The sequence below is a fragment of the Oceanobacillus bengalensis genome (genome assembly GCF_003628445.1).
GTDB classification, from domain to species: Bacteria; Bacillota; Bacilli; order Bacillales; family Amphibacillaceae; genus Oceanobacillus; species Oceanobacillus bengalensis.
Genome location: NZ_RBZO01000017.1, coordinates 1 through 24,015, shown reverse-complemented (window position 1 = coordinate 24,015; position 24,015 = coordinate 1). Strand labels below are relative to the sequence as shown.

Here is a 24,015-nt window from a genome sequence, read left to right as displayed (position 1 = left end):
GTTCGGATTTTACCATAGTAAAAAAACTGTCTCAGCCTCTTTCATGAGGGGTATAAAGTTGAATATTGTTATAGGATCAAAAAATCCAACTAAAATTAATGCAGTTAGTAATATATTCAAGGAAGCGAATGTAGCTTCCTTAGATGTTCCTTCAAGAGTATCTGCACAACCTTTTTCTGATGAAGAAACAAGAGAGGGTGCAATTAATCGAGCGATGCAATGTGCATTATCCACTAAAGGATTTATCGGTATTGGGCTTGAAGGTGGAGTCATGTATGTTGGTGATAGGTTATATCTGTGTAATTGGGGTGCATTAGTCACAGAAGATGAGAAGGTATTTACAGCCAGTGGTGCAAGAATCGTATTGCCAAGTGAAATTGATGAAGCACTCAGGACGGGGAAGGAGCTCGGCCTTATCATGGATAATTATGCGAAGCGGCAGGAGGTTCGGAAAAAAGAGGGTGCGATTGGTATTTTTACAAATGATTTGATTACAAGGGAAGAGATGTTTACCCATGTAGTGAAACTATTACGGGGTCAGTGGGAATATTGGAATAACGTAGAAAAATGAATAATCTAAAGTTTGTAAAAGAATGGAGCAGCGGTTTCACCGCTGCTGCTTACATTTATTCATATATGTAGGCTAACACATCAAGCGCTTGCTCTACGGTTTCAACAGTAACATTTGCTTTATTAGATAATTCTTTTAATGGATGAATTAAAGCAGTTGGACGCACAATAATAGTAGGCTTATTCATGGTGATTGCAGCACTTGCGTCCATCGCGGTATTCCATTGCTTGTATTGATCGCCAAAAAGAGCAATAACAACATCGGCTTTTTGCATCAATACTTGTGTTCTGAAATTATTAATATCTGAAGCGGCATTGTCCTTATAGTAAGCACTAGGCTGAGCGCCCAGGATAGCTTCGCCAATATTGTCAGAACGATCATGATTTGTTTGTGGGCCAACAAAGGAAAGCGGCAAATTTCTTTCTGCTGCTATCTGTTTTACTTCATCACGCCAATTATCATGGATTTGTCCGGCTAAATATACAGTTAACTCCATCTTATCCCCTCCAAAATTATTCCTAATATTTATAGTAAACAATTTATCGGAAATTTCCAAGAGATTGGATTATTGTTATACCAAACAAATGGATTTTTGTACAAATTATTAGTATCATAAATAGTGGTAAAAAAGAACTAATATCGGAGGACTTATTGTGAAAAAATCGATACGAGTCTTAGTAGCTTTAATCATCATGGGTATTTTTTTTAGTGGATGTAGCATGAAGTCAGAGAATGATGCAATAAATGATGCGACAACTATTACAAAAGAAGTGTTTCATGATGAAACAACTGTTGAGCCAAACGATGAATTAAATGAGAATCCAGTGTACATTCCAAATAACCTTGAAGTGCAAAGTGGGGATGAAAATAATTTAGTACTGGAAGATGGGGATCAAACGTATATCTTGTTTAACAATGCGATTGAAGAAACGAACAGTGAGTTACATTTCAGCTCGGCTAAGACAGATGATGCATTAGCATTAGAATCATTTAGCGATGATAATCTTTTTGGTTATATTCGCATTCTTCCAGATGAAGGGGAAGGGTATGAGTTACAAGTTGGGGTAGGTGGAGTGAAAATCACGACCTATACAACGAAAGGTAAAATAGACAATGATGCAGAAGAAATGATGAAAATGGCGAAATTCATTTCGAGTAATCAGGATGATTGAAACGGAAGGTAACAAACGGTATGATAAATGAGGGAGTTGATAATATGAAAAATCTTGAATCAGTAGATCAATATAATGAATTAACTAAAAATGAAAACGTAATTGCGCTCTTTTCAGCAGATTGGTGTGGAGATTGCCATTTCCTTGAACCTGAATTACCTGAAATAGAAGCTGCTTTTCCTGATTATACATTTATTAAAATAGATCGTGATCAGTTCATTGATATCTGTGTTGATAATGGTATTATGGGCATTCCAAGTTTCTTAGCCTTCAGAGATGGGAAAGAAGTAGGCCGTTTTGTTAGCAAAGACCGTAAAACAAAAGAGGAAGTTATTGACTTCATAAAAGGATTATCAGCGTAAAATAAGAATCTACGTGTATACTGTGGCTCCTTTCATATTAATTGTTGCTACTAATATAAACTGTGAAGTAACGTATGGGGATTTGCTAGTTCACACCGTTCTGGGAAGTGCGCGTACTGCCGCAGCGGAATCGGGCGTGTGCTTACTTCACATTTTATACCTTTTATGCCACAGCTTATTTTTAAGAAAAAGCAACAACCCTATAGAAAAGAGCCTAGTCTGATTGCAACTTAAATTGAAGGGAGGGCTATGCATGAAATTGACCAGTATTCAAATGAAAAAGAAGCTTGAGGAACGTCTGAATAATAGCCAATATCGAACATCCTTTAACCGAGATAAAGATACGTTTCGGATAGAATGGAAGGAATCGAAGCGTGGAATGAAAGTTTCCTTGCCGAACGTAATTGCCAAGTACAATGAGCGAGGAGAAGTGGCGATTGATGAGTTAGTTGACCATGTCAATGAAGCGCTTAGAATTATGAATGAAGAACATCAACTAAGAGGTATGGAAAAGAGTATTTATCCTACCATCCGTTCTACTTCTTTTCCTACAAAAACAAAATCAGGTGTCAGACTCGTTACCAAGGATCACACGGCAGAAACACGGATATTTTACGCGCTTGACCTTGGGAAATCCTACCAATTGATTGATGAAGAACTACTAGAAAAAGAAGGATGGACAAAAGAGCGAATCGATGAGATTGCTAGCTTTAATGTTCGCTCGCTAAGTGCCAAGCCGAAAAAAGATACGGTAGCTGGAAATGATTTTTACTTTGTTGCGACACAAGATGGCTATGATGCAAGCCGAATCTTAAATGAAGCTTTCTTAGAAGAAATGAAAGCAGCTGCTAAAGGAGATCTTGCTGTAGGTGTTCCGCATCAAGATGTGTTAATTATGGTTGATGTAAAAAATAATACAGGTTATGATATTTTAGCACAGATGATGATGAAATTTTTTGCTGAAGGTAGAATTCCAATTACTTCTCTACCATTCATTTATGAGGATAAAAAACTAGAACCAATCTTTATTTTAGCAAAGAATCGACCAGTGAAAGACTAAGGAAGGATGAAAGAAATGGATGTATTCTATAATCCAAATGGTATTGGTGATGTATTAATTATTCCAATTCAGGACGGAAATCGCTATGAAATAATGCATGAAAAAATTGGAGATGTTACGAAGATTACTTCGAATGAAGGAGCAATCCTGGGTTACAATATTTTTAATGCATCAAGTTATTTTGATTTAAAAGAAACGGGTACAATTAAGTTAACAGAAGAAAGATTAGATGAAATTAAATTGGCCTTTCAACAAAATAACGTAAGTGATGAACTTAATGTTGACTTAAGTCCTAAATTCGTTGTTGGTTACGTTGTTAGTAAAGAAAAACATGAAAATGCAGATAAATTAAGTGTGTGTAAAGTAGATATTGGTGAATCAGAACCGTTACAAATTGTATGTGGTGCGCCAAATGTTGACGTGGACCAAAAGGTTGTTGTTGCAAAAGTAGGCGCAATGATGCCAGGTGGTTTGAAAATTAAAGCCTCTGCATTACGTGGCGTCCCATCAAATGGGATGATTTGCTCGCAAAAAGAACTAGGGCTTCCGAATGCACCAAAAGAAAAAGGTATTTATGTGTTGGAAGATGATGCGCAAGTTGGAGAAGAATTTAAATTTTAAAATGGACAACCTTGGCTCACTGCTAGGGTTGTTTTTTATGTTTGTGGTTCCTAGCTTTCTCCAGGGACTAAAGGTCTAGAAGCACGTTGCTAAACGGGCATTTGCGCTTTTCTTGGTATTTCATTTACGCTACAACTAGATAACAATTTCTGAATGCACTACAAAATGTGGTAAAAAATGCTACAATAGAAATTACAATTGATGGAAATAGAAAGAGTGATTTTTTTATGTTGGAAAAATGGATAAATAAATTAAAGACCTTGTTTACGGATGATGACGAGGTGGAAACGAATCAATTACCGAATACAGCAAGAGAGACGATAAAGCGAGACGTACAGGCGAGGATTCGTTACGAGTATCCGAAAGAAAAATCATTTCGATTTCCGGTAATTCCAGATGAACCAGTAAAAAGCAGTAAAGATGACAGAAAAACAAGAGAACCGATGAACCGTAAAAATGTGCATCAAATAAATAAAGGGCCTGCGGATCAACATAAGGTCATGGAAGAAGAATCCCAAGAAAAAAATAGAAAAATATATAAAAAAACAGATAAACCTTTTCAAGCAACAGATGTACCTTCACCAATTTATGGCTTTCAGAAAAGAGAAATGGATACGAATGTGGAAGAAATTCCAGCATTTAAGCGTAAAGCCTTTAGAGAAAGCGATACTTTACATAGAAAGATAGAGCAGGAACATAACCATATAGAAGAGGGAAGTACTTACGAAAAGGCTGCAAGTGACAGTATAGAAGTTGATCCAGGTGCTTCCTATAATGAAATTGCTACTACAACCGAAGTGGATAGTATGGAAGAGTTAGAGGGAGCAACTATAAATCTTGAAGATGAGATATCTCATACAGTTGAAGTTATATCTGAAAATAACACCATTGAAAGTGAAGAAGATTCTTCCACATCTTTAGGGGAGGAGACTTCCCCTTCTGAAAAAAGAAATGTTTTTCCGTTCAATGTCATTATGACACCAAGTGACAAGAAAGCAATGCGTGACAAACAGAGGTTTGCTGAGCAGCAACAATTGAAGAAGCAACAAGAGAATACAATTAAGAAAGAAAATAATGAAAAGCATGCTAGTAATCATAAAAATGTAAGAAGCAGCATCGTACAAGCTGAACAGAAGGATACTTTTCTACCGTACCATTTATTAAATGATCCAGTAATGGAGAACAATGACAATCTTGTATGGATAGAAGAACAACAACAATTACTTGAGGAGACATTAAAGCATTTTAACGTCCGAGCAAAAGTTGTGAAAGCAACACAAGGTCCTTCTGTGACTAGATTTGAAGTACACCCAGAGATGGGGGTAAAAGTAAGCAAGATAAAGAATCTAAGTGATGATTTAAAACTGAATATGGCAGCTAGAGATATACGAATTGAAGCACCTATCCCTGGGAAAAATACGGTTGGAATAGAAATACCAAATGATAAAGCTCGAATGGTAGGTTTGCAGGAAATCTTTGAAACGAAGGAATTTAAGGATAGCACATCACCTTTAACGGTTGCACTTGGGCTAAGCATTGAAGGACAGCCAAAGGTTACGAATATACAAAAGATGCCACATGGTCTTATTGCAGGTGCGACAGGATCTGGAAAAAGTGTTTGTATTAATACGATGCTTATTAGTCTTCTATACAAAGCGAGTCATGAGGATGTTAAAATTTTGCTTATTGATCCGAAGATGGTTGAACTTGCTCCATACAATGGCATTCCGCATCTCGTTGCACCAGTTATAACAGACGTTAAGGCTGCAACGCAGAGTCTTAAGTGGGCTGTTAATGAAATGGAAGACCGCTACGAGAAATTTGTACATGAAGGTGTCCGTAATATTGAAGGATATAATAAAAAAATCTTGCAACAAGCACGAACAGATGAAAAAATGCCATTTATTGTCATCGTAATTGATGAACTAGCAGACTTAATGATGACCTCTCCTCAAGATGTAGAATATTCGATTAGCCGAATTGCTCAGAAGGCAAGAGCCTGTGGAATTCATTTAATTCTAGCTACTCAACGACCGTCTGTAGATGTCATTACAGGCTTGATCAAGGCAAATATTCCTACAAGAATATCATTTAGCGTATCATCACAAGTTGATTCCCGAACAATTATCGATTTAAGTGGTGCAGAGAAACTTTTAGGAAAGGGAGATATGCTTTTTGTTGAAAATGGGGCTGGTAAGAGTGTCAGGTTACAAGGCCCATTCGTATCGGATGAAGAAATAGAACGGATTACGAATTATGCAAGAAGTTTGGCGGAACCAAATTATTTATTTGTGCAAGAAGAGTTGTTAGAACAAGTACATGTTGATGAAGATGAAGACGAACTTTTAGATGAAGTAATTGAATTTGTAATAAACCAAAATAGTGCAAGTACGTCTCTTTTGCAAAGGCATTTCAAAATTGGGTACAATCGAGCAGCTCGTCTAATTGATACTTTAGAGAATAGGGGAATGATTTCAGGGCAAAATGGCAGCAAACCTAGAGATGTATTAATTAGCCAAAAACAGGAAGATATGTAAATTTTGTGTTAGTATAGTTAAAAGTTGTAGTACTTCACAGTTAAAGGAGATACATATGATGACGAAGGAAATAGACTTAAAAATGAATGGTGAAATAAAGCGTCTAACAAATAAAACATTTAAATTTGATTCTCGTATTAAAGAAGGATGGTTTTCGGCTGTCTATTTTTTAAAGACAAAGAAGATCGCTGAGGAAAAAGTTCCAAATAATTACGTAACAATGCAATTTTTTCAAAAGAATCATTCTGTGCTTTGTGGAACCGATGAAGTAATTGCTTTACTTCATACCTTTGCAGATAATCCTGAAGAACTAGAAATTCATTCATTAAAAGATGGGGATAAAATAAAACCATTTGAAACAGTTCTTACCATTTCTGGGGCATACCAAGACTTTGGATATTTAGAAGGAATTATTGATGGGATTTTAGCAAGAAGAACATCTGTGGCAACAAATGTATACAATGTTGTAAAAGCCGCAAAGTCTCAAGGTAAACAGAAACCAGTTATCTTTATGGGTGACAGAGATGATCACTATACAACACAAGCTGGTGATGGATATGCAGCATATATCGGTGGCTCTACTGCTCAGGCTACACATGCAATGAACGAGTGGTGGGGGAAAGAAGGAATGGGAACCATGCCGCATGCTTTAATCCAGATGTTCCATGGAGATGTTGTCGCTGCAACAAGAGCATATCATGAAGTATACCCTGATGATGATTTAGCCGCATTAGTCGATTATAATAATGATGTCATTACAGATTCATTAAAAGTTGCAAGGGAATTTGGTGATGAATTAAAATCAGTTCGACTAGATACATCAAGAACAATGGTAGATAGGTATTTCTTAAGAAACCACCATTTGATGGGTTCCTTTGATCCACGCGGAGTGAATTCTGAACTGATTTTTGCTTTAAGAAAAGCATTAGATGAAGAAGGATACCACCATGTCAAAATTATGGCAACTGGAGGCTTCACAGAAAATAGAATTCTTGAATTTGAGGAAAAGGGAGTTCCAGTGGACATGTATGGAGTCGGTAGAAGTTTACTCAGCCTAAATATTGGATTTACTGGTGACCTCGTATTACTAAATGGTCAGCCAGAAGCAAAACAGGGACGTAGGTATAGGCCGAATGAACGTTTGGAAAAAGTAGAATATTTTTCAGTAAATGAATAAAAATCAAAGGTTAATTTTATGATAAAGAATTTCTTATTTTATTCTAAAGTGAATTTTGGTATAATAATGCATGATTATTTACTTTATGGATAAATGAAATTCTTTCTATGAACATGTTGGAGGTTCGTTTTATGACAACTTACCATTTTATTGGTATTAAGGGAACCGGGATGAGTGCTCTTGCACAAATCCTTGATGATTCTGGAGAAACGGTGCAAGGATCTGATGTTGATAAACGCTTTTTTACGCAAGAGGCACTAGAACAAAAAGACATCTTAATCCTACCATTCTCAAAAGACAATATAAAAGCGGAATATACGATTATTGCAGGGAATGCCTTTCCTGATGACCATATCGAAATTGAGGAAGCCAAAAGATTGGGTTGCACGTTTTATCGTTACCATGATTTCTTAGGTGAATGGCTTAAACAATTTACGAGTATTGCTGTCACAGGAGCACATGGGAAGACCTCAACGACTGGCTTACTTTCGCATACGCTAAGTGAGACGTTTCCGATTTCGTTTTTAATAGGAGATGGAACTGGAAAAGGTCACGTTGATAGTGAATACTTTGTATTTGAAGCATGCGAATATAGAAGGCATTTCCTTAGCTATCAGCCAGACTATGCGATTATGACGAATATTGATTTTGATCACCCAGATTACTTTACAAGTATTGATGATGTCTTTCATGCATTTCAATCGATGGCAGATCAGGTGAAGAAGGGGATTATTGCCTGTGGTGATGATGAACAACTACAGCAAATACAAGCTAAAGTCCCAGTTGTTTACTATGGTTTTGCTGATACAAATGATTTTCAAGCACAAAACGTGAGGGAATCAGAAGAGGGGACAACATTCGATGTTTTTGTCCGGAATACGTATTACGATACGTTTACCATTCCTATGTTTGGAAATCATACGGTTTTAAATGCATTAGCTGTTATTGCTATTTGTCATTATGAAAACGTAAAGGCGAAGGATATTAAACACATTTCCACTTTCTCAGGTGTAAAACGTAGATTCTCAGAAAAGAAAGTAGGAAGTCAAATATTAATTGATGATTATGCACATCATCCTAAAGAGATTAATGCAACGATTGAATCAGCTAGAAAGAAATATCCAGGTAAACAAGTAATTGCAATTTTTCAGCCGCATACATTTACTCGTACGAAAACCTTTTTACAAGAATTTGCTGATAGTTTAAATGGTGCAGATTATGTTTATTTATGTGATATATTCGGTTCTGCTAGAGAAGAAGCAGGAAAACTTACGATTCATGATTTACAGAAATTAGTAGACAACAGTGAGATTCTTGAATTAGAGCATACGGAAGGTTTAGGGGAATATACGGATAGCGTATTGATTTTTATGGGTGCTGGTGATATACAGAAATTCCAAAAAGCCTATGAAGATACACGAAGTAACAATACGATCCAATAAAAATGAAAAGAGTCTGATATGTTTCAGGCTCTTTTCATTTTCATTTAGTTGAAGGAATTTACTTTTTTCAAAGGATTTTCAGAGGTATTTGTCGAAATTGTTATTGTAAAGATATATACTAATAAAGTGGGATTGCATCAAATTGGTCTTATAACATAAATACATAGGCTGTTTTAAGTTGTTAGAATTAGGGAATAAATAAGGACATGCTATATTGGGTGTTCCTACATTACATATTATATGAGGAGTCGATTATTAAATGGAAATCATACTGTACATTTCAGCATTAATCGCTGCAGTTGCTTTTGTTATATTGGTGATTTATGTTGTTATCACTTTGAAGGCAACGAAACAAACGTTAACAGATGTATCAGAAACATTGCAAAGTCTTGAAAAACAGGTCGAAGGAGTAACAACGGAAACAACGAGCCTGTTAAATAAAACAAATACATTAGCAGATGATATGAATGAGAAAACAGCTAAACTTGACACACTATTCGAGGGTGCAAAAGGAATAGGTGATTCATTAAAAGACTTTAGTTCATCTGTAAAAGAAATCTCCAACACAATTTCACGTGCGTCCAAAGAAGACCAAGAAAAAACTGCACAAGCTGTTAAATGGGGAGCATCAATTGTTGAATATATGAGTAATAGAAAGAAAAAATAAATTACAATTTCTGAAGGAGGAGTAACATGAGTGATAATCATATTAATACAAAGGATTTTGTCATCGGTACATTAGTAGGGTCAATTGTAGGGGCATCTGTTGCATTGATTTTTGCGCCAAAATCAGGTAAAGAGTTAAGAACCGACATTAACCAAAGTGCTTCGCAGGTTAAAGATCGTGCAGGGGAGTGGGCTGAGGTTGCACAAGAAAAAGGCTCGGATTGGAAAGATAAAGCCTTTACAACAACAGCTGAAATAAAGAAGAGAGCAATGGACACCACGTCACAGTTGAGTAAGGAAGTATCTAAAAAGACGAAAGATATTACTAAAACAGTGTCTGACAAACTAAAACAAAACAGTGAGCAAACGGCTCCTGAAGAAACTGCTGATGTTGCAAAAATCGAAGAAACACCAAAAGTATAAAAAAACTACAGTTCCTAATTTGGGACTGTAGTTTTTTTAGGCTCTCCTCGCATTTGTTGCGTTTATTATAATGATAAGCAACTGATATAAACTTCGAACTAGCTTAATTCAGAATTTTGTAGCTCTCGCTTTCACTTATTAATGTTATGCGCTGTCTTTCGCTCCGGCAGAATACTTCGCTTTCCACGGGCACGGCCCGAGCCTCCTCGCGGAAAAAACGCCGCTGCGGGGTCTTCGGCCACGTGCTATTCCCGCAGGACAAGGAAAGCTTCGTCAGCGTTACATCGCACGAAGAAAATGGCTCTTTATTTTCGAGGAGTCACCGCCCTCCACTCACCCGGCCTAGTAAGGTAGTACAATGCTTTTTGACTTTCCGTATTGTAGGAGATAATGGTTAGTAACTTAAACTCAGTGGAGGAAACACACGAAGACTCCTACGGGAGGAAAGGCCTAGGTGAGACTACGTAGTGCGTTAGCAAGAAGAAGGCTCACCAGCCGCCCGTGGAAAGCGAAGTGTGTTTCCGGAACGACGTGTTTCGCACAATACTGAATGAAAGAAATCAACAATCTATACAAACTACAAATTAAATTATCAATAGTTGATAACAGTCAGTAATCTTTAAGAAAACAGTCATCTATTAGGGATCAATTACTCGCTCCAGCGGATTTCTAATTTGTCACCATGATTAATTAAAGCATCAAAAGAAGAGGGCTCATCATTATTATAGATTTGAAAGGCGCCTGACACGGTAGTTAGGTCAATATCTACATAACGAAATATATCTTGAAATATAAATGGTTCTACCTCTTGTTCGTGAATCTCAATTTTATCATTCGGTGTAACCTTACTCTCTATATCTAACTTAACTCCTTCGTTCGTTATTGAAAGTATGTTTTTTTGTATTTCAATTAATGTTCCATTAAATGTAACGGATGCCGTTTGCATATAGGACAAACCCAGTTGATTAAGAACATCTTCTATTATTGGGGACTTTGCCGTTGTTAATGTAATGCGATCATTTTGTTTAAGCGAATAGTCCCATGATACATCCTTATCATTAACAAGTAATTGTGTTTCAAAAGCATTTAGATGTAGTTTCCTATTGTTTACCCATATGATGAATGATTCATTCTGATTTATTGGATATACATCTGTTAGAAAGTCGCTAATAGTTCTTGGTTGCTTGAAGATAATATTATCATTATCTTGAATGATGTAATTTTTATCTTTAAGAACATCATTTACATACACTTTCATTTGTAATGTATAGGAATGATCATTTAAATAGACAATTGTAGATGGTACTTCACCAATCAACTCGTGAAGTGTTATCGGTAGGGGCTTGCCATCTTCGCCTTTTTCTATGAGAAGCTCATCCCCATTAGCGATAGGAGTTTCTACTGTAACTTTGTTCCCGTTTAATAGGATGTTTGGAGCCTTCCCGAGTTCTCCTGGTAATGTTGTCTGCTGACCGTTTACTGTTATTATGGAGGCAATACCAGGTTTCCCGTAGCTCTTTTTAATTTCAATACCAACTTGAATGAGGCAATCGCCAACCGTTAATTGTTTCATTTCAAATAATCGTATGACTTGATTGTTCACGTTTACCGAAATGTAATGGATAGGGTTTTGTTTTGCTGCAATTGCTATTCCTATTGGTGTTACAAATTCAGGACCTTTAGGTATATTTTCTTCTTGATGAAGATTTTGAATCGCATCTAAACCTCGTACAGCAACTCTATTTGCAGGCAAATCAAGTGTTTCGGCAAGTATCGAAGTTAATTCTGGTGTCAAACTTCCACCACCTATTAACATAACAGCACGTGGTATCTTGCCATTTAATTTCATAATTTCTTTAGAGATTTCTGTAGCTAGTTGTGTAATCGGAACGTTCATATCCTCTACTAATTTTTCATAGGTGATTTCTGTTTCAAATCCTAAGATATCGTTAAAAGTTGCTTCACCATTATTTACAATTTCTCGCTTCAATTTTTCTGCAACTGGAAAGTCGAGTAAGTACTCATCGCTTAACGATTCCGTTATTTCATCTCCTGCTACAGGAACCATGCCATAAGCAACTACCGTACCTTTATCTGTTATTGCAATATCACTCGTTCCTGCACCTATATCCACGAGGGCCACATTGAGCCTCCGCATAGATTCAGGTATTAATACTTGGATTGCTGCTATTGGTTCAAGTGTTAAAGCTTCCATTTCCAAATCAGCTCTTGTTAGTGCTGCTAGAAGTGATTCAACAACTACTTTAGGGAGAAAGGTGGCAATTACTTGGACAGATGCTTCATCACCACGTTGATCAAGGAGTGAACCGATTTGTTCATGGTCTAGTTGGTAATGGATAACAGAATAACCTACACAATAATAATTAGTATGGTTCGGAGTATTAGTTTCCTGTTGTGTTAATTTCAATTGCGCAGCTTGTACAGCACTAAGCTCTAAATGCTTAATCGTCTCCAGGTTGTTAATTGGTTGTTGGTTCAAAGGTAGATTTGCTTTTGCTTCTATTGTCTCGAGTGCCCTTCCAGCTGCTGCAACACATACACTTTTTAGCTGCGTATTGGTCCGTTTCTCCAATTCTTTTTTTACCTCTAGAATTACTTCAGCTACTTTTTCGACATTATGTATCTGACCATCTAGCATGGATCTTTCTTTATGTTCGATAGTATAAAAATCATTGATCTTATATTTATCATCGTTTTTTTCTAATATGATTCCCGTAACCGTACGAGTTCCGATATCTAAAGCAAATATGCGATTTCCCATTGATAAAACTCCTTTCAGGTGCATGTTCAGGAACAAAGATGGAATACAGCTTTTTGAACATCCTCTTACATGGGATTTTGAAAAACTTACCTATTATATTATAAACTTAATGGTGACAAATGAAAGAAATTTAGCTATAATTGTCACTAATTATTAAAAATTATAAAAACACAATTCTCAGGGGGCGCATATGGATGAGTAATCAACTTGAACAATTAAGAAAGCAATTGGACGATGTCAATCTAGAAATTTTAGAATCAATTAATCGACGTGCTGAGCTAGTGCAGCAAATTGGTCAAGTGAAGAATAAGCAAAGTATGAAGAAATTTGACCCAGTGAGAGAACGAGAAATGCTAGATTTAATTACTTCAAGAAATGAAGGCCCATTTGAAAATTCTACAATAGATCATATCTTTAAAGAAATTTTTAAGGCGGGACTTGAACTACAGGAAGATGATCATCGAAAAGCGCTACTTGTTTCACGGAAGAAAAAACCAGAAAATACGGTAATTGATATTAAAGGCGTAAAAATTGGTGATGGAAATATCAATCATGTATTTGGACCATGTGCTGTTGAAAGTTATGAGCAGACAGCTGCAGTAGCTGAGACAGTCAAGAGTAAAGGTCTAAAACTCTTACGTGGTGGAGCATTTAAACCTAGAACCTCACCATATGATTTCCAAGGTCTAGGAGTAGAAGGCTTACAAATTCTTAAACGTGTAGCGGACGAGTATGATTTAGCGGTTATTAGTGAGATTGTTACACCAAAAGATTTGGAACTTGCCGCTGATTATCTCGATGTTATTCAGATTGGTGCAAGAAATATGCAAAACTTTGAATTATTAAAGGCTGCAGGTGATGTAAATAAACCAGTGCTATTAAAACGCGGACTATCAGCAACAATTTCTGAATTTATTAATGCTGCTGAATATATTCTATCCCGTGGAAATGGCAATATTATTTTATGTGAACGTGGTATTAGAACGTATGAAACAGCAACAAGAAATACACTAGATATCTCAGCAGTTCCTATCTTAAAGCAGGAAACACATTTGCCAGTAATGGTTGATGTTACGCATTCCACAGGTAGACGTGATTTGTTACTTCCTACAGCGAAGGCAGCTCTTGCTATTGGAGCAGATGGAATTATGGCTGAAGTGCACCCAGATCCAGCTGTAGCACTTTCTGATTCTGCACAACAAATGGATATTCCAACTTTTGATGCATTTTTTGAAGAGTTATCAAGCTTGGAACGCCGATTAAAGTAAAATAGGAAACAAGGCTAATCATCTTAGGATGCATTAGCCTTTTCTTTTGAATAAAAATATTAGAGGCTATACAATTTATATACAATAATTTTTGTAATTTTTTTCATGGTGGAGTATGATATATATATTAGAAGTCGATTAATGATTGTTTTTAGGAGGAAATTAAGTGACTGTAACAATATATGATGTGGCAAGAGAAGCAAATGTATCAATGGCTACTGTTTCTCGTGTCGTAAATGGAAATCCAAATGTAAAACCAACAACTAGAAAGAAAGTATTAGCAACGATAGAACAATTAGGTTATCGTCCGAATGCTGTAGCAAGAGGTCTTGCAAGTAAAAAAACAACAACTGTAGGGGCAATAATCCCAGATATTTCAAGTATTTTCTTCTCAGAATTAGCACGTGGGATTGAAGATATTGCAACCATGTATAAATACAATGTTATTTTAAGTAATTCCGATCAAAATAAGGATAAAGAATTAACGTTGATCAACACGATGTTAGAAAAACAAGTAGATGGAATACTTTTCATGGGTGGGACCATTACAGAGGATCATATCAACCAGTTTAAAACTGCAAATGTACCTGTTGTATTAGCTGCAACGTACGATGATACGAAAGAAATGGCTTCTGTTAATATTGATTATGAAGAAGCAGCATATGAAGCGACAAAACATTTAATAGAAAAAGAGCCCAATCAACCGGCTTTTGTTACAGGCAGTGAGGAAACAAGTATTAACCGCTATAAATTTAATGGGTATAAGCGTGCGTTAGAAGAAGCAAATATTTCATTTAATGAGAGCTTAGTTGTGGAAGGCGATTATTCCTATGATTCAGGGATTGAAGCAGTAAAGCAGATTATTGAGCTACAAGAAAAGCCGTCTTCAATCTTCGTTGTCTCAGATGAAATGGCTTTAGGTGTCATCCACGGGGCACAGGATATGGGCTACAAAGTCCCAGAGGATTTCCAAGTATTCGGATTTAATAATACGAGACTAGCTACAATGATTCGTCCAACTTTATCTACTGTTGTTCAACCAATGTATGATATCGGTGCTGTTGCCATGCGCCTACTTACTAAATACATGAATAAGGAAGAAGTAGCAGAAAAAAATGTTGTATTACCTCATCGAATTGAAATAAGAGATTCAACTTTATAATAATAATGCCGATATAAGATATAAAGAAAGTGCGTTTAATATAGTAAACCACTATTAATATCATCTTATGAGTATGGGGAGATCTGAGCTTATGAAAAAACGTGATTTACTTACTCCTATCGGCATTACGTTAGGTTTTATAATGATTATCATAGCAATTATTACTAGTGGGGGAATTGCTGGTGCTACATCGTTTATAGATATAGCAGGGATTTTCATTGTAATTGGTGGATTAATAGCATCCATGTTAATTACATTTAAATTAGAGCAGATTAAATTAACTGGAAAGATTATAAAAGAGGCTTTATATCAAAAGGATATGCAGTTACCAGAACTTATCAAGCTTTTTGTCAGGCTTGCTGAACGTGCGCGAAGAGAAGGTATTCTTGCATTAGAAAATGAGTTAGAAGATATTGAAGATCCTTTCATAAAGAAAGGCGTTCTTCTTGTTGTAGACGGTATTGAGCCAGAAGTTATAAAGGACATAATGGAAGCAGAAATCACAGCTATGGAAGATAGACACTATAAAGGAAGAACCCTTTTTGAGAAGGCTGGAGAGTATGCGCCATCCTGGGGAATGATAGGTACCTTAATTGGACTAGTTCTTATGTTAAATCAACTCTCTGATCCGGCTACACTTGGACCTAGTATGGCAGTGGCACTTCTTACAACACTTTATGGGACTGTTCTTGCTAATCTAGTATTTTTACCGATGGCAAGTAAATTGGAATCAAAGACAGAAGAAGAAGTTTTCACGAAACAAATTATTATCGAAGGGATTATCGGTGTACAAGCTGGTCAAAACCCTCGAATTTTAGAAGAAAAACTAAGTGCATTTTTATCTAATGAACATAAAGTAAAACTTCAAGAGGAAGAAACAAATGATGCATTCGTAGGGGAAAGTGTCAATGAAGCTTAGAAGAAGGAAATCAACTAATGGCGGTGCACCTAAATGGATGGTTACGTATTCGGATATGGTTACACTTATATTAGTTTTCTTCATATTACTTTTCTCCATGTCACAGATTAGCCAAGAGAAATTTGATGCAGTATCTGACTCTTTTCAAAATCGAATGATATTTGATTTCTTCCCCTCAGCAGTACCATTGGATAATCCAACAGATAATTCAGAGCATGAGAAGGAAGACGAACTTTCTAATGAATTTGAAGATCCTTTAAATTTAGGTAGTAATGAGAAGGATGAAGAAGAGGCTACTGGAGATATAGTAGAGGAAACAGAAGAAACAGAAATAGATTCTCTAACACAGCTTATTAATGATGTAGAATCTTTTTTAGATGAGAATAAATTGAATGATGTTATATCTGCTACGAGGACAACTCGTGGAGTAGAATTGGTATTACAGGATAGTATTCTATTCGAACCTGGAGAGGCTGAAATCCTTGATGAAGGTATTCCTTTCTTAGAAAGGATTGGGACGCTTTTATCTAGAATTGAAAATGATATTAAAGTTGAAGGTCACACAGATACTAACCCAATGAATAGTTACCGGTATCCTTCAAACTGGGAACTCTCAGGTGCAAGAGCTAGTGTCGTTGTTCGTTTTCTTGTTAATGAGCTAGATATCAATCAATCACGTTTCTCGATTGCAGGATACGGTGAAACAATGCCAATTGCACCCAACGATTCTAAGGCAAATATGACGAAAAATAGAAGAGTTGAAATTATTATATTGGATGAACCTAGTACATGATAAAAGAAAAGACGACGTGATAAAAATAATTTCACGTCGTCTTTTCTTTTGGTACATTTCTAAAAAAGCTTGTCTGTGTTATATAATGCTAAAAATGTAAATTAATGCTGTGTTGATTAGTACGCGCATCTTAGGGCATGGCCCTCGGACCAACAGGATGTTGGTCACAAAGGCGTTGCCACAAATGTTTGCGGTGGGACGAGTAATCGCAGTCCCAGGACGTGGCGTTTTTAGCCTTTGAACCTTAACGCTTCTTCAAGCTCTTCGGATACGTGCTTTTCCCGCAGGCCAAGGAATACTTCAATAACGTGACATCTTCATGGGAGAAAGTACCTTTCTTTTTCAAGGAGTCGACTGCCTCCACACCGATCAACCACGTCTATCTTTTAAATATATGCCCGCTCACTACCAATTGGATTTTTAACATTTTTACCAGATAATGTTATTGCGTTTTCGGCTAAAATTTCCATAGGGTCAATACAATACTTTTTCATTTCATTACTTAATCGAATCGTGGATAATTCGGTGCAGCCTAATATGACACATTTACATCCTTCTATTTTGATCATATCTTGAATGATTTTTTCCAACTCGAGAGCGGAATAATCTACATCTGCTTTAATATGGTATATAATATCCATTACTTTCGCTTGAATATCTGTATTTGGATGGAAAGCCTCTACTTGATAATTTGTACAGGCGTCTTTATACACTCCTGTTGAGATTGTTCCATCTGTCGCTAGAATTCCAACTTTACTCTGTTCTCCGTAATAATCATGTACAAAGCGTGCAGTATCTTCGACCATATTAATAATATTTATGTCAGTCATGGATTGCATTTCCCTATAATAGTAATGAGACGTGTTACATGGAATTGCGATATTTTGGGCGCCAGCCATTTCTAATAGTTCGATATCTGTTTTTACTGCATTTAGGAATAATTGTCCGTTCCCTGTAAGGATTGCATTTGTTCTGTCAGGCATTGTGGCATGGTTTAGGATGACCATATCTATGTGTTCTTGGTCGTTGGCAGCAACGGTATTCTTAATGACTCTTTCATAAAAATTAATGGTTGCCAATGACCCCATACCTCCAATGACTCCTAATTTCTTACTAGTCATATTTCATACACCCCGAAGTATTTTTGGTTAGTTATAATGATGTTAGCTCTGAACGTACTTTCTTTCTATTGCATGCAATACAATATCCTTTTCATTGAAAGGAACTTCTGTATCTCCAATAATTTGCGTTCTTTCATGTCCTTTGCCAGCTATGACAATAATGTCTTTGTCTGTACTCATATTTACTGCGTACTCTATTGCTTCTTTACGGTCAGGAATTGCTTTGTAATTACCCCTGTTTCGTTCAATAGCTTGCTTTGTTTCGTTAATGACAGTGAATGGATTATTGTGCTTAGGGTTGTCTAATGTAACGATAGAGAAATCTGCATACTCGGCAGCAACACGTCCCATTCCATTTCTTTTTTCTGTTCCACTCTCACTTAAATCTGCATATACGCCGAATACGAGGATAATTCTACCCTTTGTATATGGGCGGACGGTCGATAACGTCTTTTGTAGGGCATCTTCTGTATGGGCGAAATCAACGACAACTCGAAAGTCATCTTTTTCATAGATTACTTCAAATCTCCCACTAATTTGCTTAACATTTTCTATGCCCTTTTTAATAATAGGTAGGCTAATTCCGTTATAGTACGCACAAGCAATCGCTGCGAGACTGTTTAGTACATAAATATCTCCAGGAAGGTTTACCGTTAGTCTTAAGCTATCACTAGGAGTGTTAACAACAAATGAAGTGCGGTCAAAGGAATATTCGATATCCGTAGCGTATATATCCGCCTGATTATCAATACCGTATGTAATAAGCTTAGCCTGTTTATTCTTACACATGTCTATTAACTTTTGTCCATAATAATCATCAGCATTGATAATATTAAATTGCTTCGTCATATCAAATAGTTTTGCTTTTGCGTTAAAATATTCCTCCATATTTTTGTGTAGCTCAAGATGATCTGGAGTCAAATTGGTAAAAATCCCTGTATTAAATTGGCTATATGCAACCCTATCTAAATTGAGTGCGTGGGAAGATACTTCCATCATACAAGTCTCAATTTTATCTTCTACCATTTCAGTAAAGAATTGCTGCAAATTCAATGATTCTGGGGTAGTATTTTTATTTTGGATTACTTTATTGTTTATCACGGTACCAATCGTACCAATTAAGGCAATTGACTTTTGCGCTTCTTCATAAATAGACTTTAAAAGATAAGAAGTTGAAGTCTTTCCATTTGTACCAGTGATTCCAACTAAGTTTAAATTTTCCGTTGGGTGGTTATAGAAGTTAGCTGCTATTTTCGCTAGTGCATTTCTAGGATTTCCTACCTTTATAACGGTAACTTTATTATCATGGATAGGTACATCTTTTTCTAAGACAATTACACTTGCTCCTTTTTCGATTGCTTTATCAATAAATACATGACCATCAACCGTAAAACCAGTAATTGCAACAAACATGCTACCTTCCCTGATTTCTCTGGAATCATAGGCAATTGTGGGAATATTTATATCTAGATTACCTTTTAAGTGTTCAAATTGTACGTTTTTCAAAACTGTAGTTAATTCCATGATTTCGACTCCTTGCGAATAAAATTACCGTTTAACAACTTTTTTAAAAACTTTGTCCAACATAGTAGATGTGAATGCTAATCCTGGTTTTGGATCTTTCCAATCCCAAATAGCATAGGCTTTAGGTCTAAATAGTGTTTTTACTATGGACATCAGGCTAAGTTGTCCAGTTTTAATGTAGTCTTTAATAGCTAGCGCATCTTCATATAAATACCAAAATGCAGTATTCGTATTTCTTGTTATAGCCTTTGGTTCAAGGGCTTTTCCTGTCAATTCCATATAGGTAATATATGGGAAATTCAAGCCAACTTTGTATAATAAGCTATTTAAATTAGTAATACGAGCATTGATTTCAATTAAGTAAAATTCGCCAGTTTCAGCATCCTTTTTAAATTCAATTTCAGCAAATCCTTTAAACTTAATTTCTTCTAGGAATTTACTTCCTAATTCAAATAACTCTGGTACATGTTTTTGTACAGTATAAACTGAAGCCCCGAAATTGACGGGGAACTGACGATATTTATTACAAGTTGTCCAGTGTGTCACTTTGGCATCCTGGTTTAAATATGCATCAAACGTATACATATGGTCATCAAATCCAGGGATAATTCGTTGCACGATTACTTCAAGACCAGATTCTTTTATCATTTCCATCTTTTCTTCTAATTCTTCCATTGAATGGACCTTAAATAGTTTTCTTCTAAATGTTTTAACAAATGTCGGTGAATCTACAGGTTTAATCAAACAAGGGAACTTAATGACATTTTCAACCTTGTCATGGAAATTCTCATCATGTACATTTACTGTTTCTGGGACTTTAATTCCTTTTTCAATTGCTAATTGATGCAAAGTTCCCTTATCCATAACAGTTGTATATAGCCCTTGTTTCGTTTGTGGTATAAGATAATATTCTCTTATCTTGTCTAAGTGAGCATCGATGACTTCTAAATAAGAGTCATGACATGGTATTAAAACAGGTTTGAGTTCTTGTTTTTTTGCATAGTCTATTAAGGCATCTATAAATTTTTCAGTTTCCATTTGATAGTGAGGAACAATATGTTTCTCATTACAATATTTTGATTTTGCACCATATCTATTTTCGTCTGAATAGTCCATGGCAACGGTATGAATTCCATGAATTCCTAAGCAACGCATTGTACTTAGACCTATATAATAGTTATTTCCTAAAATGACCGCTTTATTATTCAATTCTATATCTACTCCTTGGATGAACTAACCATTGGTGCATTAAGCTCCATCGGTACATTAAGAGTTCAATTATATCCTGTTAATTATATCTTTTATTAGATTGTATGTCTAATAATTCCGAGCAAAAATAAGAATTGAAAAAAGAATGTAAACAAAAAAATCCTATCTCTAAAAAGAAGATAGGGAATTCAAGTTATATAAATATCGCTTCATTCAGATTTGAATGCTTTTATTTGCGTATATTTCATTGCATTTTCCAATACTTTTTTATTCTTTTCTTCAATTTCTGCTTTTCTTGGGATGTCTGGTAGGCTTTCTTTCTGATCATACCAATTCTTGGGTAGGGAAACGGGAGATTGACCTTGCCATTTATTTACCCATTTGATTGGTAATTCTCCGCTTAAAACATTATTATGTTTCATAACATTCCAAATCTGAGCCCATGCTCTTGGGACAACTCTCCACATATCGTAACCACCACCACCTAAGGCAACCCATCTTCCATTACAATGTTTATGCGCAATTTCATGTGCAATTTGTGGTATACTTTCATATATTTTCATTGAACCACAAAGATGAGTTAAAGGGTCGAGAAAGTGTGCATCTGCTCCATTTTGAGTAATAATGATGTCTGGTTTAAAATATTCTGCTACTTTTTTGAAAGCGGATTCATATAATTCTATAAATGACTCATCCTGGGTGAATGCATCGATCGGCAGGTTGAATGAGTATCCATGTCCATCTTTGATGCCGCGCTCATTAACATTTCCAGTGCCAGGAAATAAGTATCTGCCAGTCTCATGAATGGACAATGTACAAACATTTGGGTCATCATAAAATGCCCATTGTACTCCGTCTCCGTGGTGCGCATCTGTATCTACATATAGGACACGTAGATTATATTTTTTTCGAATATATGCAATTGCAATTGCCCCATCATTATATATACAGAATCCAGAAGCTTTCCGTTTAAAGCCATGATGTAGCCCACCTCCCAGATTTAAAGCATGGTTAGCCTTCCCGTTAAGAACTGTTTCTACAGCTGTTAACGTTCCACCAACCAATAGGCTAGATGCATCATGCATATTCTTGAAAATAGGAGTGTCTTCAGTTCCTAATCCATACTCATAACCATCATTTTCTTCCAACTTGCCAATACTTGCTTTTTTTACTGCATCAATATATATAGGGTCATGGATAAGTGCAATTTCCTCATCTGTCGCACGGCGGGGGACAATGATGTCGGATTCTGATAATCTATCGGAAAGCTCTAATAGCTCCTTCGTTAAAATTACTCTTTGTTGATTGAATGGATGTTTATCATTAAAACGGTAGGATAAATATGCATCAGTATAAATAAAGGCAGCGTCTTTCGTCATACTTTTGGCTCCGGAATATTATTTGGCCACATTAATTGATATCCTGCTGCACGTAAATCTTGAATGAGTGGTGTGGGATTCATTGTTTGTACGCGAAATACGAGAATTTTATATAATGCATCCTTTTTGTAAGGATAAACTAGAATAGATGCGATATTTACTCTACGCTTGGCGAATGTTTTTGTAACTTCAGGAATGATACCAGGTATGTCTGGGACCTTTACTTCAATTAATGAACTTTGAACATGTGTGCCAGTCAATTGAATGAAGGTATATAACATATCCTTTTCTGTAACAATTCCAACGAGTTTATTGTTATTAATTACTGGTAAGCATGCAATCTCTCTTTCATAGAATACTTTTGCAATTTCTTCCACAAAGTCTAATGGATGAACGGTTAAAACAGGATGACTCATGATTGTGCTAATCTTTCTTTCAAATGCTGTTCTATCGGATTTCTCCGATAAAATAGATGGGCTCGCATCTCTTACATCACGGTCTGATACAATACCAATCACGTGATTTTCTTCATCAACAATTGGGATATGACGAATACGATGTTCCTGTAATAAATGCAATGCCTGACCGATCGTTTCGTCTGGTGATAAACGAATGACGTCCGTTTTCATAATTTCTTCAACAAGCATTAATATCCCTCCCTCATCGAACGGTTTTTGTTTCTACTCAGAAAACGTAAAATATCAAATTGTTTTATAGATGCTTCTGGTACATTTTTACCAATTCGAACCATTAGGCAGTTGGCAGGATGTGAAATAATTTCAGGATCGTCTGTTGGGGAAGGATGCAGGCCACCAGCTGCCATCATCTTTTCCATGACCTTACGATAATTCCAGATGCTTAATCCTGTTCCAGCTAAATCCCAATGCCAGTAGTATTCAGTTGAAATAATGATATAGTTTTCCATAAATTCATCCATTATGGACAATTCAAGAAGTGTGGAAGCAACTTTCTCCCCGCGGTATTCTGGAATAATTTCAATTGCTCCTAGTTCAATTAAGTCATCCATATTAAATTCTGACCAACGTTCAAGTGGATCGGGATGTAAATAGGTGACATATCCAATAATTGTATCTGCCGTTCTGGCAATGATAATTCTACCTTCAGGGAAATCTGCAATACTCATGAGTGCAGCGAATTGCTTAGGAGCTGGTCTGAATGCTGTAAGTTGTTCATGAAAATGAAATTTCTTAAGTTCCGCGGATGGCATTGGACCTTCGATTACAATTTCTTCTTTTGTTGTTTCATGGTTCAATTTGTAATATGTCTTGATGTGCTTCATTTGTTCACCACCTAGAGTTCATTAAATCTGTCTAAGTTAAGTATACAGTAATTTGGAAATTATTTTTAGTATTTTGTGAAATTTTAAGGTGTCTAATTTCTAAATATAAGGCTCTTTTCGCATAATTTGTTGCTTGTTTATAATTGACATTTTGTATAAAGTGTTGATTTCTTTAATTCAGTATAGTTTAGCGCTCGCTTACACTTATTAATGTTATGTGCTGCAATTCGCTGCGGCAGAATGCTTCGCGGACCTTAGGGCACGGCCTCAGCCCTCCTCGGAAGAAGAGCCCTTCCTGTGGGGTCTTCAGACACGTGCTATTCCCGCAGGAGTCTACGCATTCTGCCTCCGCTATGTAAAGTGTCTAGATGTTATTAAAGCTATCGAACATAAAATTACGTTCTGGGTATAAATGCTAGTCTAAGAATGTACAGAAATGATTGTTTAAGAATGTACAATTTGGATGAATAATCACATAATATTCTAGAGGTGATATTGTGTACATCCAAGTAAATATAAACATGGAA

22 protein-coding genes are annotated in these 24,015 nt (G+C 36.1%); 14 read left to right on the top strand and 8 right to left on the bottom strand.

Annotated elements, in window-relative coordinates; translation table 11 throughout:
- Positions 1 to 58 precede the first annotated feature (58 nt).
- Positions 59 to 571, top strand: a complete 513-nt coding sequence (locus D8M05_RS11585; RefSeq protein WP_121131941.1) for a DUF84 family protein — start codon at positions 59 to 61, stop codon at positions 569 to 571.
- Between the two features lie 55 nt (positions 572 to 626).
- Here the strand turns inward: D8M05_RS11585 and D8M05_RS11580 are convergent, their stop codons facing one another.
- Complete coding sequence (locus tag D8M05_RS11580; RefSeq protein WP_121131939.1) at positions 627 to 1,067, bottom strand: YtoQ family protein; 441 nt, start codon at positions 1,065 to 1,067, stop codon at positions 627 to 629.
- Positions 1,068 to 1,224: 157 nt separating this feature from the next.
- Here D8M05_RS11580 and D8M05_RS11575 point away from each other — a divergent pair, with 157 nt between their 5' ends.
- The 9 genes from D8M05_RS11575 to D8M05_RS11535 all read left to right on the top strand — a co-directional run bounded on the left by D8M05_RS11575 (position 1,225) and on the right by D8M05_RS11535 (position 10,031).
- Positions 1,225 to 1,743, top strand: coding sequence for a hypothetical protein (locus tag D8M05_RS11575; RefSeq protein WP_121131937.1), 519 nt, complete (start codon positions 1,225 to 1,227; stop codon positions 1,741 to 1,743).
- A gap of 44 nt (positions 1,744 to 1,787) precedes the next feature.
- Complete coding sequence (locus tag D8M05_RS11570) at positions 1,788 to 2,105, top strand: thioredoxin family protein (RefSeq protein WP_121132036.1); 318 nt, start codon at positions 1,788 to 1,790, stop codon at positions 2,103 to 2,105.
- A 253-nt stretch (positions 2,106 to 2,358) separates the two neighbouring features.
- Entirely contained in the window at positions 2,359 to 3,165 is an 807-nt protein-coding gene (locus D8M05_RS11565; RefSeq protein ID WP_121131935.1) for a DUF1444 domain-containing protein, read from the top strand.
- 15 nt (positions 3,166 to 3,180) lie between these two features.
- A complete protein-coding gene (ytpR, locus tag D8M05_RS11560) occupies positions 3,181 to 3,786 on the top strand; it encodes a YtpR family tRNA-binding protein (RefSeq protein WP_121131933.1) in 606 nt (201 codons plus the stop codon).
- Positions 3,787 to 4,013: 227 nt separating this feature from the next.
- Positions 4,014 to 6,323: a DNA translocase FtsK gene (locus tag D8M05_RS11555; RefSeq protein ID WP_121131931.1), complete on the top strand. Its 2,310-nt coding sequence runs from the start codon at positions 4,014 to 4,016 to the stop codon at positions 6,321 to 6,323.
- A 58-nt stretch (positions 6,324 to 6,381) separates the two neighbouring features.
- A complete protein-coding gene (locus D8M05_RS11550; RefSeq protein ID WP_121131929.1) occupies positions 6,382 to 7,500 on the top strand; it encodes a nicotinate phosphoribosyltransferase in 1,119 nt (372 codons plus the stop codon).
- Between the two features lie 131 nt (positions 7,501 to 7,631).
- A complete protein-coding gene (gene murC / locus D8M05_RS11545; protein ID WP_121131927.1) occupies positions 7,632 to 8,942 on the top strand; it encodes a UDP-N-acetylmuramate--L-alanine ligase in 1,311 nt (436 codons plus the stop codon).
- Positions 8,943 to 9,201: 259 nt separating this feature from the next.
- A complete protein-coding gene (locus D8M05_RS11540; protein WP_121131925.1) occupies positions 9,202 to 9,609 on the top strand; it encodes a DUF948 domain-containing protein in 408 nt (135 codons plus the stop codon).
- 26 nt (positions 9,610 to 9,635) lie between these two features.
- Positions 9,636 to 10,031 (top strand): YtxH domain-containing protein, encoded by a 396-nt coding sequence (locus D8M05_RS11535; protein ID WP_121131923.1) that lies wholly within the window; start codon positions 9,636 to 9,638, stop codon positions 10,029 to 10,031.
- A gap of 649 nt (positions 10,032 to 10,680) precedes the next feature.
- Here D8M05_RS11535 and D8M05_RS11530 read toward each other — a convergent pair.
- Entirely contained in the window at positions 10,681 to 12,813 is a 2,133-nt protein-coding gene (locus D8M05_RS11530) for a cell division protein FtsA (RefSeq protein ID WP_121131921.1), read from the bottom strand.
- A 194-nt stretch (positions 12,814 to 13,007) separates the two neighbouring features.
- Between D8M05_RS11530 and D8M05_RS11525 the strand changes: the two genes are divergently transcribed.
- From D8M05_RS11525 to motS, 4 genes are all read left to right on the top strand, one after another.
- Positions 13,008 to 14,081, top strand: a complete 1,074-nt coding sequence (locus tag D8M05_RS11525) for a bifunctional 3-deoxy-7-phosphoheptulonate synthase/chorismate mutase (protein WP_121131919.1) — start codon at positions 13,008 to 13,010, stop codon at positions 14,079 to 14,081.
- Positions 14,082 to 14,247: 166 nt separating this feature from the next.
- On the top strand, positions 14,248 to 15,243 hold the full coding sequence (gene ccpA / locus D8M05_RS11520; protein ID WP_121131917.1) for a catabolite control protein A: 996 nt from the start codon (positions 14,248 to 14,250) through the stop codon (positions 15,241 to 15,243).
- 91 nt (positions 15,244 to 15,334) lie between these two features.
- Positions 15,335 to 16,162: a flagellar motor protein MotP gene (gene motP, locus D8M05_RS11515; protein ID WP_121131915.1), complete on the top strand. Its 828-nt coding sequence runs from the start codon at positions 15,335 to 15,337 to the stop codon at positions 16,160 to 16,162.
- A complete protein-coding gene (gene motS, locus D8M05_RS11510) occupies positions 16,152 to 16,955 on the top strand; it encodes a flagellar motor protein MotS (protein ID WP_121131914.1) in 804 nt (267 codons plus the stop codon). Before motP ends, motS begins: the two co-directional genes overlap by 11 nt.
- A gap of 386 nt (positions 16,956 to 17,341) precedes the next feature.
- Here motS and cuyB read toward each other — a convergent pair whose 3' ends face one another.
- The 6 genes from cuyB to D8M05_RS11480 form a co-directional block, all read right to left on the bottom strand.
- The gene (gene cuyB / locus D8M05_RS11505; RefSeq protein WP_121131912.1) at positions 17,342 to 18,076 is read right to left on the bottom strand and encodes a cysteate racemase; all 735 of its coding nucleotides are present in this window, start codon (positions 18,074 to 18,076) and stop codon (positions 17,342 to 17,344) included.
- 42 nt (positions 18,077 to 18,118) lie between these two features.
- On the bottom strand, positions 18,119 to 19,600 hold the full coding sequence (locus D8M05_RS11500) for a UDP-N-acetylmuramoyl-L-alanyl-D-glutamate--2,6-diaminopimelate ligase (RefSeq protein WP_121131910.1): 1,482 nt from the start codon (positions 19,598 to 19,600) through the stop codon (positions 18,119 to 18,121).
- A gap of 24 nt (positions 19,601 to 19,624) precedes the next feature.
- Entirely contained in the window at positions 19,625 to 20,809 is a 1,185-nt protein-coding gene (locus D8M05_RS11495; RefSeq protein ID WP_121131908.1) for a carboxylate--amine ligase, read from the bottom strand.
- Positions 20,810 to 21,018: 209 nt separating this feature from the next.
- Positions 21,019 to 22,188, bottom strand: a complete 1,170-nt coding sequence (locus D8M05_RS11490; RefSeq protein WP_121131906.1) for an acetoin utilization protein AcuC — start codon at positions 22,186 to 22,188, stop codon at positions 21,019 to 21,021.
- The gene (locus tag D8M05_RS11485) at positions 22,185 to 22,835 is read right to left on the bottom strand and encodes an acetoin utilization AcuB family protein (RefSeq protein ID WP_121131904.1); all 651 of its coding nucleotides are present in this window, start codon (positions 22,833 to 22,835) and stop codon (positions 22,185 to 22,187) included. Before D8M05_RS11485 ends, D8M05_RS11490 begins: the two co-directional genes overlap by 4 nt.
- Positions 22,835 to 23,488 carry a GNAT family N-acetyltransferase gene (locus D8M05_RS11480; protein ID WP_121131903.1) on the bottom strand — a complete coding sequence of 218 codons (654 nt, stop codon included), beginning with the start codon at positions 23,486 to 23,488 and terminating at the stop codon, positions 22,835 to 22,837. Before D8M05_RS11480 ends, D8M05_RS11485 begins: the two co-directional genes overlap by 1 nt.
- Between the last annotated feature and the right edge of the window lie 527 nt (positions 23,489 to 24,015).

What these genes read in the sequence shown, in the direction of transcription:
- motS (WP_121131914.1), top strand. Translation starts at nt 16,152, where the DNA reads ATGAAGCTTAGAAGAAGGAAATCAACTAATGGCGGTGCACCTAAATGG.
- D8M05_RS11555 (WP_121131931.1), top strand. Translation starts at nt 4,014, where the DNA reads ATGTTGGAAAAATGGATAAATAAATTAAAGACCTTGTTTACGGATGAT.
- murC (WP_121131927.1), top strand. Translation starts at nt 7,632, where the DNA reads ATGACAACTTACCATTTTATTGGTATTAAGGGAACCGGGATGAGTGCT.
- D8M05_RS11580 (WP_121131939.1), bottom strand. Translation starts at nt 1,067, where the DNA reads ATGGAGTTAACTGTATATTTAGCCGGACAAATCCATGATAATTGGCGT.
- D8M05_RS11485 (WP_121131904.1), bottom strand. Translation starts at nt 22,835, where the DNA reads ATGCTTGTTGAAGAAATTATGAAAACGGACGTCATTCGTTTATCACCA.
- D8M05_RS11530 (WP_121131921.1), bottom strand. Translation starts at nt 12,813, where the DNA reads ATGGGAAATCGCATATTTGCTTTAGATATCGGAACTCGTACGGTTACG.
- D8M05_RS11565 (WP_121131935.1), top strand. Translation starts at nt 2,359, where the DNA reads ATGAAATTGACCAGTATTCAAATGAAAAAGAAGCTTGAGGAACGTCTG.
- D8M05_RS11540 (WP_121131925.1), top strand. Translation starts at nt 9,202, where the DNA reads ATGGAAATCATACTGTACATTTCAGCATTAATCGCTGCAGTTGCTTTT.
- D8M05_RS11525 (WP_121131919.1), top strand. Translation starts at nt 13,008, where the DNA reads ATGAGTAATCAACTTGAACAATTAAGAAAGCAATTGGACGATGTCAAT.
- D8M05_RS11550 (WP_121131929.1), top strand. Translation starts at nt 6,382, where the DNA reads ATGACGAAGGAAATAGACTTAAAAATGAATGGTGAAATAAAGCGTCTA.
- D8M05_RS11570 (WP_121132036.1), top strand. Translation starts at nt 1,788, where the DNA reads ATGAAAAATCTTGAATCAGTAGATCAATATAATGAATTAACTAAAAAT.
- D8M05_RS11490 (WP_121131906.1), bottom strand. Translation starts at nt 22,188, where the DNA reads ATGACGAAAGACGCTGCCTTTATTTATACTGATGCATATTTATCCTAC.
- cuyB (WP_121131912.1), bottom strand. Translation starts at nt 18,076, where the DNA reads ATGACTAGTAAGAAATTAGGAGTCATTGGAGGTATGGGGTCATTGGCA.
- D8M05_RS11500 (WP_121131910.1), bottom strand. Translation starts at nt 19,600, where the DNA reads ATGGAATTAACTACAGTTTTGAAAAACGTACAATTTGAACACTTAAAA.
- motP (WP_121131915.1), top strand. Translation starts at nt 15,335, where the DNA reads ATGAAAAAACGTGATTTACTTACTCCTATCGGCATTACGTTAGGTTTT.
- D8M05_RS11535 (WP_121131923.1), top strand. Translation starts at nt 9,636, where the DNA reads ATGAGTGATAATCATATTAATACAAAGGATTTTGTCATCGGTACATTA.
- ytpR (WP_121131933.1), top strand. Translation starts at nt 3,181, where the DNA reads ATGGATGTATTCTATAATCCAAATGGTATTGGTGATGTATTAATTATT.
- D8M05_RS11480 (WP_121131903.1), bottom strand. Translation starts at nt 23,488, where the DNA reads ATGAAGCACATCAAGACATATTACAAATTGAACCATGAAACAACAAAA.